This is a genomic window from Intestinibacillus sp. Marseille-P6563 (assembly GCF_900604335.1).
Taxonomy (GTDB): domain Bacteria; phylum Bacillota; class Clostridia; order Oscillospirales; family Butyricicoccaceae; genus Butyricicoccus_B.
Window position 1 is genome coordinate 417,201 of sequence record NZ_UWOD01000001.1, and the last position, 12,985, is coordinate 430,185.

Annotated in this window: 13 protein-coding genes; 6 read left to right on the forward strand and 7 right to left on the reverse strand. The window is 54.8% G+C overall.

Annotation, left to right across the window (positions count from 1 at the left end; translation table 11 throughout):
* Window positions 1–24 precede the first annotated feature (24 nt).
* From groL to EFB11_RS02145, 7 genes are all read right to left on the reverse strand, one after another.
* A complete protein-coding gene (groL, locus tag EFB11_RS02115; protein WP_122788734.1) occupies window positions 25–1,650 on the reverse strand; it encodes a chaperonin GroEL in 1,626 nt (541 codons plus the stop codon).
* A gap of 37 nt (window positions 1,651–1,687) precedes the next feature.
* Complete coding sequence (locus EFB11_RS02120; protein ID WP_122788735.1) at window positions 1,688–1,972, reverse strand: co-chaperone GroES; 285 nt, start codon at window positions 1,970–1,972, stop codon at window positions 1,688–1,690.
* 140 nt (window positions 1,973–2,112) lie between these two features.
* On the reverse strand, window positions 2,113–3,291 hold the full coding sequence (locus EFB11_RS02125; RefSeq protein WP_122788736.1) for a THUMP domain-containing class I SAM-dependent RNA methyltransferase: 1,179 nt from the start codon (window positions 3,289–3,291) through the stop codon (window positions 2,113–2,115).
* 101 nt (window positions 3,292–3,392) lie between these two features.
* The gene (locus tag EFB11_RS02130; RefSeq protein WP_122788737.1) at window positions 3,393–4,955 is read right to left on the reverse strand and encodes an oligosaccharide flippase family protein; all 1,563 of its coding nucleotides are present in this window, start codon (window positions 4,953–4,955) and stop codon (window positions 3,393–3,395) included.
* A 112-nt stretch (window positions 4,956–5,067) separates the two neighbouring features.
* Entirely contained in the window at window positions 5,068–6,210 is a 1,143-nt protein-coding gene (gene tgt, locus EFB11_RS02135; protein WP_122788738.1) for a tRNA guanosine(34) transglycosylase Tgt, read from the reverse strand.
* A gap of 43 nt (window positions 6,211–6,253) precedes the next feature.
* A complete protein-coding gene (locus EFB11_RS02140; protein ID WP_122788739.1) occupies window positions 6,254–7,420 on the reverse strand; it encodes an aminotransferase class I/II-fold pyridoxal phosphate-dependent enzyme in 1,167 nt (388 codons plus the stop codon).
* Window positions 7,414–7,905 (reverse strand): Lrp/AsnC family transcriptional regulator, encoded by a 492-nt coding sequence (locus EFB11_RS02145; RefSeq protein WP_122788740.1) that lies wholly within the window; start codon window positions 7,903–7,905, stop codon window positions 7,414–7,416. Before EFB11_RS02145 ends, EFB11_RS02140 begins: the two co-directional genes overlap by 7 nt.
* Before the next feature lie 221 nt (window positions 7,906–8,126).
* Here EFB11_RS02145 and EFB11_RS02150 point away from each other — a divergent pair, with 221 nt between their 5' ends.
* The 6 genes from EFB11_RS02150 to EFB11_RS02175 all read left to right on the forward strand — a co-directional run bounded on the left by EFB11_RS02150 (window position 8,127) and on the right by EFB11_RS02175 (window position 12,985).
* Window positions 8,127–8,831, forward strand: a complete 705-nt coding sequence (locus EFB11_RS02150; protein WP_164706554.1) for a DUF2461 domain-containing protein — start codon at window positions 8,127–8,129, stop codon at window positions 8,829–8,831.
* Window positions 8,828–9,493, forward strand: a complete 666-nt coding sequence (locus tag EFB11_RS02155) for a 3'-5' exonuclease (protein WP_122788741.1) — start codon at window positions 8,828–8,830, stop codon at window positions 9,491–9,493. The genes EFB11_RS02150 and EFB11_RS02155 overlap by 4 nt, the downstream gene beginning before the upstream one ends.
* Window positions 9,490–9,804 (forward strand): hypothetical protein, encoded by a 315-nt coding sequence (locus EFB11_RS02160; protein WP_122788742.1) that lies wholly within the window; start codon window positions 9,490–9,492, stop codon window positions 9,802–9,804. The genes EFB11_RS02155 and EFB11_RS02160 overlap by 4 nt, the downstream gene beginning before the upstream one ends.
* Before the next feature lie 90 nt (window positions 9,805–9,894).
* Window positions 9,895–11,208 carry an AI-2E family transporter gene (locus tag EFB11_RS02165; RefSeq protein ID WP_122788743.1) on the forward strand — a complete coding sequence of 438 codons (1,314 nt, stop codon included), beginning with the start codon at window positions 9,895–9,897 and terminating at the stop codon, window positions 11,206–11,208.
* The gene (locus tag EFB11_RS02170) at window positions 11,205–11,714 is read left to right on the forward strand and encodes an Ada metal-binding domain-containing protein (protein ID WP_122788744.1); all 510 of its coding nucleotides are present in this window, start codon (window positions 11,205–11,207) and stop codon (window positions 11,712–11,714) included. The genes EFB11_RS02165 and EFB11_RS02170 overlap by 4 nt, the downstream gene beginning before the upstream one ends.
* A 371-nt stretch (window positions 11,715–12,085) precedes the next feature.
* The gene (locus EFB11_RS02175) at window positions 12,086–12,985 is read left to right on the forward strand and encodes a DUF6017 domain-containing protein (RefSeq protein ID WP_122788745.1); all 900 of its coding nucleotides are present in this window, start codon (window positions 12,086–12,088) and stop codon (window positions 12,983–12,985) included.

Sequence of the window (12,985 nt, forward strand, 5' to 3'; positions counted from 1 at the left end):
ATTTTCGTCCAGCTTTTTGTTTTATTAGTACATGCCGCCCATGTCCGGTGCAGCCGGTGCCGGAGGAGTGGGCTCCTTCTTATCCGCTACAATGGACTCGGTGGTCAGAACCATGGAAGCGATCGAAGCTGCATTCTGCAGAGCCGAACGGTTTACCTTGGTCGGGTCTACGATACCAGCCTCAATCATGTTGCCGTACTTCTCAGCATATGCGTCAAAGCCGTAACCGATCTGGCCAGAAGTCTTGATCTTCTCCAGAACAACTGCGCCGTCAACACCAGCGTTTGCAGCGATCTGCTTCACCGGCTCTTCCAGGCCGCGCATAACGATCTTCACGCCGGTCTTTTCGTCGCCATCTACGGTGTCGATCAGAGCTTCCACAGCCGGGATCGCATTGACATAAGCGGTACCGCCGCCAGCAACGATGCCTTCCTCTACAGCTGCACGGGTTGCATTCAGTGCGTCCTCGATGCGCAGCTTCATTTCCTTCATTTCAACTTCGGTTGCAGCGCCAACCTTGATAACAGCAACACCGCCAGCCAGCTTTGCCAGGCGCTCCTGCAGCTTCTCACGATCGAAGTCCGAAGTGGTCTTTTCGATTGCAGCACGGATCGCTGCAACGCGAGCCTTGATGTCTTCCGAGTTGCCAGCGCCATCTACGATGGTGGTGGTTTCCTTGTTTACCTTGATCTGACGAGCCTGGCCGAGCATATCCAGCGTTGCATCCTTCAGGTCCAGACCAACTTCTTCCGAAATTACGGTACCACCGGTCAGAATCGCGATATCCTGGAGCATATCCTTGCGGCGGTCGCCGAAGCCCGGAGCCTTAACTGCAACACAGGTGAATGTGCCACGCAGACGGTTTACGATCAGGGTGGACAGTGCTTCGCCTTCGATGTCTTCGGCAATGATCAGCAGCTTGCGGCCAGACTTTACGATCTGCTCGAGCAGCGGCAGCAGGTCCTGAATGACCGAGATCTTCTTATCCGTGATGAGCACCATGGCATCATCCAGAACAGCTTCCATCTTCTCGGTGTCGGTAACCATGTACGGGGTTACATAGCCGCGGTCAAACTGCATGCCTTCTACAACTTCCGAGTAGGTCTCTGCGGTCTTGGACTCTTCTACCGTGATAACGCCATCGGTGGAAACCTTCTCCATCGCCTCAGCAATCAGGGTACCGATCTCTTCGCTGCCCGAAGAAACTGCGCCAACACGTGCGATGTCTGCGGTGCCATTGATCTTCTTGGAGTTTTCTGCAATTGCCTTTACTGCTGCGTCAACTGCCTTGCTCATGCCCTTACGCATAACCATCGGGTTTGCGCCAGCTGCCAGGTTCTTCAGACCTTCACGAACAAATGCCTGTGCCAGCAGGGTTGCGGTCGTGGTACCATCACCAGCGGTGTCGTTGGTCTTGATGGATACTTCCTTAACCAGCTGTGCACCCATGTTTTCGAACGGATCGTCCAGCTCGATGTCCTTTGCAATGGTTACACCGTCGTTGGTGATCAGCGGTGCGCCGAACTTCTTATCGAGCACAACGTTACGGCCCTTGGGGCCCAGGGTTACTTTAACGGTATCTGCAAGCTGGTCGACGCCGCGCTGCAGCGCCTTACGAGCTTCTTCGCCAAACAAAATCTGCTTTGCCATGACTGAAATTCCTCCTGTATCAGAAAAACGTGAATTTTTATTCTACGACTGCGAGAATGTCGCCCTGACGAACGATGATCACTTCCTCGCCGTCCACCTTCACTTCGGTGCCGGAATACTTGCTGGTGATTACCTTATCGCCAACCTTCACCTGCATGACGACTTCCTTGCCGTCTACCATGCCGCCGGGACCAACTGCCAGAACTTCGGCAACCTGGGGCTTCTCCTTGGCAGAGCCGGTCAGGATGATACCGCTTGCGGTCGTTTCTTCCGCTTCGACCATCTTAATGACAACGCGGTCGGAAAGGGGCTTTAAAGTCATACTATATTCCTCCTAAAATTTTAGATACAATTTGGCGTTAGCACTCAAAGCATCTGAGTGCTAATCTGGTTATTATGATACATCAGTCCATGCCAGAATGCAAGAGGATATTTGGGGTTTTTGTTAAAAAATTTTTTGAATTATTTGTGAACGTTTTTCGGTCGTCCTGTTATTTTTTCTACAAACTTTTTGCGTACTTGCACCGGTTTGAAGAACATGTACAGATCGCATTTGAGCATGCCATTATAGAGTTTACGCCTTTTATCGGCCCGATATCCATAAAACCGCTCAAATTCCGGGTCAGAAGTTAAAAAATACTGCTTCAGTTCGCTCTGTCCGGCGCTTTTGCCCATCTGAACATACAATTTCTGCGCCTGTTCCCGATCGAGCAGTCGTTCCCCATACGGTGGATTAGCAAAGAGCACGCCGGTGTGCTGACGATAGGCGATCTGCGTGGCATCTGCCTGGGTAAAACGGACGCTTTCCCCCACCCCAGCCTTGCGGGCATTTTCCTGCGACAAGGTCACACACGTCGGGTCAATATCGCTGCCGCAGATGTCCAATTCGGCCCCGGATACGATCCGTTCGAGCGCAGCCGCCCGGGCATCCGACCAGGCCGACGCAGGCATACACGGCCACTTCTCGGCTTCAAACGCACGGGTCAGACCGGGCGCCCGGCGCTGGGCGATCAGTGCCGCTTCGATCGGGATGGTACCCGAACCGCAAAACGGGTCGAGCAGCGGCTCCCGCCCCCGAAAACGCGCCAGCTTGACCATGGCTGCCGCCAGGGTTTCCCGCAGCGGCGCCGCGTTGGCGTTGGCACGATACCCGCGCTTGTGCAGCCCTGCGCCCGAGGTGTCCAGAAAGATCTCCGCCTGATCGTGCATGATGGAAAACTGGATTTGGAATTTGGGGCCGGTTTCCTCAAACCAGTGCAGCCCATAGGCTTGTCCCAACCGGTTGACCACGGCTTTCTTGATGATCTTCTGACAGTCCGGGATGGAGTGCAGCGCCGAGTCCAGCGCATGTCCCTTGACCGGAAAAGCAGCATCTTTGGGAAGCCACTCTTCCCAGGCAACCGCGCGCACCCCTTCAAACAGCTGGTCGAACGTCTTGGCCGGAAAAGCTGCCACGCGCACCAGCACCCGCTCGGCACAGCGCAGGTTCAAATTGGCCCAGGCCAGCGTATTCCAATCGCCGGAAAAGAGGACTCGTCCATTTTCCGCCCGTACATCTTCCAGCTTGCCCTCAAACCGCAGTTCATCGGCGACAATGCCTTCCAGCCCAAACAAGGTCGGGCAACAAAAATCCAGTTTCATCAAAATCCCTTTCTTTGAAAAAAGGCCCCATCCCATTGGATAAGGGCCCAATCTTTTTCTGTATCATATCGTGTTCTATTCGGTTTGTCAAGGCGCGGCCCTCAGTACAATCCCCACTGAAACATCCGGTTGACCGGCCGCAAGGTGATGTAATCGCCCATACGCACCCCGAGCATCCGCAGCAGCCCCAGACACAGCAGCATAGCGCTGAAGGCCGTACAGACCACGCCCAGCCACTGAAAGCCGACCAGACCCAGGAAAAAGGTATAAAATACCCGCACCCACAAAAATACGGTCGCGCCGCACAACAGCGGAATCGCAAACAGACGCGGCAGGCTGCTGCCCACGTGGCTGAGCTGACACAGCCGAATGAAATTGGCGCATACCGCGAGCAGTCCGGCCAAAATCTGCGCCAAAATATAGCCCTGCACGCCGAGTTCGGGCTTTGCCGCCAAAATCCACACCAGAACAAGCTGGACACACTCGCTTGCGACCGAAATGCTGACCGAAGACCATTGCGCCCCCATCCCGCCGAGCAAGGCCGACGTGACCATATGATAATAGGCCAGCACAATGGAAACCCCAAGCAGCGCCACATAGGTCAGCCCGAGCGGCTGTCCGAAAAACAGGCGCGATAAGGTCGGTGCTAACGGCACGATCAGGGCGGTGAGCGGGATAGCGAGCAGCCCGGTCAGCCCAATGGCCTTGCGTGTCAGCGCATCGATGCGCACTTGGTCGCCGCGCGCCCGGCTGCGGCTGATTTCCGGCATGATGACCGTGCACACCGAACTGATGAGCGCAATCGGCAGCACCAGAAGCGGCATGGCCATGCCTGAGATGATACCCAGTTCGCTCAGTGCCTGGGTACGGGTCAGCCCAGCCTGCATCAGCCGCTGGGGCAAAATCACCGAAGATGCCGAGCCGAGCAGGCTGTTGAGCACCGCTGCCCCGGTTACCGGCAGGACGATGCTGGCAAAGGTCCGGGAAAAGCCACGCGGCAGTGGCTGCCGAGATTGCTTCGGGATACGAATTTGCTTGCTGTAAATGCGCGCCAGCAGCGCGGCACTGACGCATTCGCTCAGCGACATGCCCACAAAGATCAGCAGCGCAATACGGCCATAATCCTGCCCGCCGTAAAGCGTCAGCAGGGTGAGCACGGCCACGATGCGCACGACCTGTTCGGTCAGTTCGGCCGACGCCGCCCATTCCACATGATTGAGGCCGATGCACAGCGACTTTACAATATTTTCGACCCCGGTCAGCGCCAGACAGGCGAGCATGACCGGAAAGACGGCAGCGGTCCGCGCATCGCCCAGGATATGTCCGGAAATCCAGCCATGTCCCAAAAACAAAAACGCCGCACAGCCGAACACCAACAGCGCAAACACCTGTGCGGCCCGCCGTGCCAGATTGCCCACCGCTCCTCCCTGCCCAGCAGCGCTCAACTCAGCAGACAAACGGGAACAGGCCATCGTCAAGCCCGACAGACAGGCCGCATGGATGACCGCATAGACCGAATGCACCAGTTGATAGACCCCAAGCCCCTCGGCGCCCGCCAAATGGCTGAGCCCAATGCGGTAAAGGAACCCCAGGCCCTGAAGCCCCAAATTGGAAGCACATAGGACCGCCACGCTGTACAGCAGGCCGTGAGTAAGCAGTTTCAAAGCGTCGCCATCCTTTTCGAGTAGTCTTTTCTACTCTATGCGCCGCTTTGGCAAAATAGACGTGCCCATATTGCCACAAAAAAATCCGGCGCCCAAAGGTGCCGGATTTTGATTAGATACGTTTGGCCAGCCGTTCGCTGTACTGGGCGCGGAACTCATCAAAGGTCCCCGCTTCGATAGCTTCGCGAATCTTGACCATGAGATTGTTATAAAACCACAGGTTGTGCTGGACCAGCAGCCGCTGGGACAGCATCTCCCCGGCTTTAAGCAGGTGCCGCACATACGCGCGGGAAAAATGCTGACAGGTCGGGCACTGGCATCCTTCTTCGATCGGCCGGTCATCGGTCTGGTATTTGGCATTGTGGATATTCAAAATGCCGTTCCAAGTGAACAGATGGCCGTGCCGGGCGTTGCGGGTGGGCATGACGCAGTCAAAGAAGTCCACCCCACGCGCAACGCCTTCGATGATGTTAGACGGTGTGCCCACGCCCATCAGATAGCGCGGCTTGTTTTCGGGCGCATGCGGCAGCACGACATCCAAAATGTGATACATCACTTCGGTCGATTCGCCGACCGCCAGGCCACCGATAGCATAACCGGGCAGGTCCAGCTTTTTGATGTCCTCCATGTGCTGCACTCGCAGATCGTCATAGGTGCCGCCTTGGTTGATGCCGAACAGCATCTGCTGCGGATTAACCGTATCGGGCAAGCTGTTGAGCCGGGTCAGTTCATCCTTGCAGCGAGCCAGCCAGCGGGTCGTACGGGCACAGGATGCCTGCACATATTCATAGGCCGCCGGATTTTCGATGCACTCATCAAAAGCCATGGCAATATCCGAACCCAGATTGGACTGGATACGCATGCTCTCCTCGGGTCCCATAAAGATCTTACGGCCATCCACATGGGAGTTAAAGAACACGCCCTCCTCCTTGATCTTGCGCAATGAAGCGAGCGAAAAGACCTGGAATCCGCCGCTGTCGGTCAGCATGGGGCCATCCCACCGCATAAAACGGTGCAGACCGCCCATCTGCTTGATGATCGCGTCGCCCGGCCGCACGTGCAGATGATACGTATTGGACAGCTCGACCTGACAGCCAAGCTGCTTGAGGTCAAACGCATCCACGGCGCCCTTGATGGCGCCTGCGGTGCCCACGTTCATAAAGACCGGGGTCTGCACCGTGCCGTGCGCGGTCTGAAACTCGCCGCGGCGGGCCTTGCCCTGGGTTTTTAAAATACGAAATGTTCCAACGTCCATAATGTTCCTCATTCTAATTTTTCATTGTACGTTCCCAAAAGGCTTAAAGCTTTTCCAGGAACTTGCGCATGCGGGTCATCGCTTCGCGCAGATGCGCCATGGAATAGGAGTACGAGATGCGCACATGTCCTTCCCCGCTCTCGCCAAAGGCGTTGCCGGGTACGACCGCGACCTTCTGGTCTTCCAGCAGCCGATTGGCAAATTCCTCGCTCGACAGCCCGGTCGACCGGATCGACGGGAAAACATAAAACGCCCCCATGGGTTCAAAGCAGTCCAACCCCATGCTGCGCAGTTCATCTACCAGATAGCGGCGGCGCATATCATATTGCAGGCGCATGCGCTGCACATCGTCCTCACCCGAACGCATGGCTTCTATGCCCGCAAACTGGGCGGTCGTCGGGGCAGACATGATGCCAAACTGGTGAATCTTGCAGATGGGCGCCATCATTTCGCGCGGGCCCATCGCCCAGCCCAGACGCCAGCCGGTCATGGCATAGGATTTGGAGAAACCGCCGACCACGATCGTGCGCTCCTTCATGCCGTCCAGTTCGGCAAAGCAGACATGCTTGCCCTGGTAGGTCAGGTCGCAGTAAATCTCGTCGCTGAGCACCAGAATATTGGTGTCCCGCAAAACGGCGGCAATGGCTTCCAGCTCTTCCCGGTTCATGATGGCCCCGGTGGGGTTGTTCGGGAAGGGCAGCACGAGCATTTTGGTGCGCGGCGTAATGGCCGCGCGCAACCGCTCGGGTGTCAGCTTAAATTCGTCCTCGGCCACGGTCGGCAAAGCTACCGGTGTACCGCCTGCCATGATCGTAAGCGGCGTATAGCACACAAAGCTGGGCTCCGGGATGAGGACTTCATCCCCGGGTCCGACAAAAGCGCGCAGCGCATTGTCGATGGCTTCGCTGCCGCCGACGGTGACCAGCACTTCTTTTTGCGGGTCATAGGTCAGGCCATATTTGCGTTCGATGTTCTTGGCGATCTCCTCACGCAGTTCGGCCAGGCCCCAGTTGGATGTATAGAAGGTTTTGCCCTTTTCCAGCGACAGGATGCCCGCCCGGCGAATCTGCCAGGGGGTTTCAAAGTCCGGCTCGCCCACACCGAGCGAGATTGCCCCATCCATGGTCGCAACGATGTCAAAAAATTTACGAATGCCCGAAGGCTTGACAATTTTGACCCGTTCCGAATAGAGGTCGGAATAGTTTACCATGTGATCATTACCTCTCTCGTATCGGATGCCGACGGGTCATATTCCACGCCCTGATCCTTGTATTTCTTCAAGATAAAGTGGGTGGAGGTCGAGATGACGCTTTCCATCGGCGCCAGATTCTCGGATACAAACTGCGAAATTTCGCGCAGGGTCTTGCCGACGATGATGATCGTCAGGTCAAAGCCGCCCGACATCAGATAGGCGCTCTGCACCTGGGGATGCGAACAGATCTGGCGGGCAATTTCATCAAACCCCATGCCCTTCTGCGGGGTGATGCGCACTTCGATCTGGGCGGTGACCATTTCTTCGGCGGTCTTATCCCAATCGATCATAGCCTTATACCCTAAAATAATATTGGCACGTTCCAGTTCCGCGATCTCGGCTGCGATCTCTTCTTCGGATGCGTCCAGCATCCGGGCGATCTGCGCGGCGGTCAGGCGACCGTCCTGATCGAGCATGGCCAGAATTTTATCTTTGTACTTCATTCGTTTCAGCCTCCTGCCAATGTGCCCGCGCCTTGTGCGCGGAAGTGAATCTCCGGACCCCTCCAAATACCAAGGGCATCCACGCCTTTTTGCGGCATAGACCCATTATACACGATTTTCCTCCCAATGGAAACCTTTGTTTTGCAATTGCTATTGCGTGGCGGGATAAAAAAGGATACAATAAGAATAGTATTCCATGGAAGGATGAAACCAGAATCCACATGAAGGAACTTGAATTTACCGGATTCGACCCGCAAGGGCTGGATCTGCTCATTGAAAACCGGCTGATGAACAGCAAGGATTTTTATGAGGCGCACAAGGCCGAGATCCGCCAGCGGGCGGTCGAACCGTTCCATGCCCTGTGCCAGCGCATGGCGCCCGCGATGCTCGAGATCGATCCCCTGTTTGTCACTGTCCCCTCGCGCATGGTGTCCCGTGTGCGACGGGATACCCGCTATACCAAGGACAAGACCTTATACCGCGCCAATTTGTGGCTCTTTTTCCGGCGGCCCAAGATGCAGTATGAAACCGTCCCCTTTTATTATATGGAAGTCACGCCGGATTATTGGGGCTATGGCTGCTATGGCGGCTTTTCCCCGGCCGAAATGGCGCTGGCCCGCGAAATGATCGTGCAGGAAGACAAGCTGTTTTTGGACGCCTATCAGGCGGCAAAAAATTGCCCAGAGTTTACACTCGACGGGGAACTGTATAAGCGGCCCCGTGTGCCCGACGCCCCTGAAGCCTATCAGCCCTGGCTCAACCGCAAGCATCTGGGACTGCAATTTTCCGAATACAACGACTATTCCCCCTTGTGGGACGGGTCGTTTGTCGAACCTATGCTGGAAAGCTTCCGGCGTATCGCGCCGTTCTACCGCTTTGTCGCAGCGCTGTATGAGCGCACCCGCGGAAATGAGGCGGTACGATGAATTACACAGCCATTGATTTTGAAACCGGCAATGCCTACTACACCAGCGCGTGTTCGATCGGTGTATCGGTGTTTGAAAACAACCAGCCGGTGCGGCAATATGTTCGCCTCATTCGTCCGCCTGACGAAGTGGGCGCCTTTCACTGGTACAACATCAAGATTCATGGCATCCGCCGTGCGCAAGTCGAACAGGAGCCGACCTTCGGAGAATTATGGCCCCTGCTGCGGCCGGACCTGGAAGACCATATTCTGGTCTGTCACAATGCCATGTTCGATACCGCCGTACTGCGCAAATGCCTGGAATTTTACAACATCCCGGTCCCGAACTTTCAGTACATCTGCACGGTCAAAGTTTCGCAAAAGCTGTGGCCTGATCTGGAAAACCACAAGCTGGATACAGTCGCAGCCTTCCTCGACATTCCCCTAAACCATCACGAAGCTGGGTCGGATGCCCATGCGGCAGGACTGATCCTACAAAATGCGTTGCAGCAGACCGGCTGCCCCAGCGTTAAGGCCCTGGCGGAACGGCTGGATATCCGGCTGGGGGAGATCGGCCCACAAGGTCATCTTTCTTGCAGCAGCGCCAAAAAGAAACCCTCTCCCCGCACTTCGCGCGGAAGCAAATCCACGACTCATTTTTCAAAAAGGAGCGGATCGATATGAAACAATATTTGCGTCAAGCCCTGCCTGTCAGCCCGGAAACTTTGCGGGAATACACACAGGCTGCCAAGTCCTATGCCGGTACGGCAACCAGCCGGGCGGATGATTTCATCCAATATCTGCTGGAGCGCGCCCGCGGTTTTTCGGTGTTTGACTTTGCCATGTTCAAACTGTGCCTGCTCAGCTTCGGTATTTGGCTGGGCGCCCTGTTTTCAAAGTTTTTCCGGCGTTTTCGTGTCATTGTTTTCTTAGGCTTTATCGCCTCGTACATTTATCTTATCTGGCGCATTTTCCTGCGTAACGACCAGGATTAAACGTCCTGTTTTACCGGACAAAAGCCGCGTGCAATATCTGCCGCGGCTTTTGCACGGCCATTTTCCAATTTCCATCCCGGAGGATCAGGAATGAAAAAATCTTTCCAAAGCCCGTATTTTAAATGGGGGCTGACTGCTTTTATCGTCATTGTTGCCTGCATCTGCTTCTTTTTCTCGATTTTTAAGATGCAGGGCCTTTTTTTGGCAATCCAAAACTTTATCGGCATTTTGAAACCGTTCATCTATGGCGCAGTTGTCGCCTACTTCATGCTGCCGGTCTATAATCTGCTGGTGCGCAAACTGCATCCGCTGTTCAAACGGGTGTTCAAATCCCCCAAGCGCGCCTCGTCTTGGACAAAAATGATTTCCAGTATCGCCAGCGTATTTTTGCTGCTCGCTCTGATCAGTGCACTGCTGTCCATGGTCTTGCCGCAGCTGGCGACCAGTATTTTTAGTCTGAGTAACTCGCTTCCGGAGTACATGAACGAAGTACCGGCGTGGCTGGAAAATCTGCTCAAAGATAGTCCCGGCATTCGTGATAACTTCATGAAGCTCTATGTGCAGTTTTCCGACTGGATGCTCGACTGGATGAAGGATGACATGTTGCCCAAGCTGATCGGCGTCATGGGCGGCGGCTTGCTGGGCACGCTGACCATGCTCAAGAATGTTGTCGTGGGCATCATCATTGCGATCTATATGCTGTGCAGCAAAGATTTGTTTGCCGCCCAGACCAAAAAACTCGCATACAGCATATTCAGCACCGAGCACGCCAACCTGTTTATCAAAAACATGCGGTTTATCCACCATGTGTTTGGCGGGTTCATCACCGGCAAACTGCTCGACTCGCTGATTATCGGCATGATTACCTTTGTGGCCATGAATCTGCTCAATATGCCGTACATTGTGCTCATCAGCGTGGTGATTGGCGTGACCAACTTTATTCCGTTCTTTGGCCCGTTCATTGGCGCCATTCCCTGCTCGCTGCTGGTGCTGATGATCGATCCCATCCAGTGCATCTACTTCATTCTCTTTATTCTGATTCTTCAGCAGTTTGACGGCAATATTCTGGGTCCCAAAATTTTGGGCGACTCGACCGGCTTGTCCAGCTTCTGGGTCATGTTTGCGATTTTGGTGGCCGGCGGTCTGTTTGGCTTTGTCGGCATGGTCATTGGCGTACCGCTCTTTGCCGTGCTGTACAGCCTGATTTCCAGCCTGGCCCATCGCTCTTTGCAGGACAAAGATCTTCCTACCCAGACCGTGCGGTATTTCCATGTGGATTATATCGATCCGGAAACCCATCGCCCGGTGCCCTTCCCCACGGAAAAGCCCTCGGAAGAAACTGGCGTATCCCTAAAGCGAAAGCCGCGCCGCTCCCGCCGGTCGGATGAGGAGAAAAAGAAATGAAATCCCTGCTTGCCTGGGTCCCCGCAGCGCTCCTGCTGCTGTTTGGGATCGGCCGGACGATTGCAGCCCCGGAGCAGCCACTTCCCACGGAGCCAATCCCCGTACAAATGACGGTGGGGCAAAGTGTAGAGATCACCTTTGACCAGGCCCCGGATGCCGGAGACGGATACAGCAGCGACCCTTCGATCGTGGAGATACAGAAGCATGCTCAAAAGGATGAGCAGGCCGTATACGAGCTGACCGCCCATGCGGTCGGCTCGGCTTCCATCGCCTGCACGACTGAAGGCTCTCCCTCATACGCAATCAGTGTGGTGGCACCGGAGGAACCGCCGGTCCCTGCGGCAACCAGCGGAGCATATGTTGCCAGCAAATCGGGCAGCAAATACCATCTGCCGTCTTGTTCCTCTGCCAAGCAGATCAAGACCGAAAATCAGGTGTTTTTCCAAACGCCGCAGCAAGCCGAAGAACAGGGGTATGCCCCCTGCGCCCGCTGTCTGGGCGCATAAAAAAAGAGCCCTCCATTCCCCGCCTCCTAATAAGAAAACATGAGAGAGTCCAGTAAAATCAATGTTTTCAGAGGCAAGGAACACGATGTGAAGTCAAAAAATCAAATACTGGCAGGAAAAGGGTGCTGATGTGAAATATCAGCACCCTTTTCCTGTCCCAAACGCCATAGGAAATCCTATGGCGTTTTTTACTTTCCATCAAGTACACGGAAAATTGTATTGAAAGGGGTGAGAAATCGAAGGTATTTCTTCATGTAGGAAATGCAAATTAAGTGTCCATAGGTTTTCCCACATAGAGAAGCAGGTGGGCACAGAATTGAATTTTCCCCGAAAACGAACACTTTTCCAGACCGCCGGAGGGAGGTGAGATTATGGCGGTATTTCGCATTGAGAAAACCCGTGACTACACGGTGATGGCAAACCACCATCCGCGGAACACGGCGCTGTCGCTGAAAGCGAAGGGGCTGCTGTCCCTCATGTTGTCCTTGCCGGAGGATTGGGATTACACCACCAAAGGTCTTGCACGGATATGCCGGGATGGAGTGGACAGCATTTGCGCTACGGTCCGGGAGCTGGAGGATGCGGGGTACATTATTCGTGAAAGAGTCCGTAACGCCAACGGACGGCTCGGCAGCATCGAGTACACGATTTTGGAGCAGCCCAGGCCGCCGGAACCTAAACCGGGAAAACCTGAACGGGAAAATCCAGTTCAGGTAAAACCAGTCTTGGATTCTCCTGCCTTGGGAAAACCTGAACAGGAAAAACCCGCACAATTAAATACTAAAGTATCAAGTAAACAAGGATCAAAAACTGATTCATTAAGTACAGAAGGATCAAATCCTATCCAATCAATCCCCCAAACCCCCGCAGGGGGCAGACGGACTGGACGGGACTGGATGCAGGAGCGAGAGAACTATCGGGAACTGATTTTGGAGAATATCGAGTATGACTATCTATGCCGGGATGACCGGCTGGACCGGGATATGCTGAATGAATTGGTTGAGCTCATGGTGGATACCGTCTGTTCCCGCAGGGAGACGATCCGCATTGCCGGGGACGACTATCCGGCGGAGGTGGTCAAATCCCGGTTCCTGAAGCTGAACAGTTCCCACATCGAGTATGTGCTGGATCGTATGCGGGAGAACACCACCTATGTCCGCAATATCAAGAAATATCTGCTGGCTGCCCTGTATAACGCCCCGGCCACCATCGACAGCTACTATGCGTCCCTGGTGAACCACGATCTGTACGGCAGCGGAGAAAGGAGATGA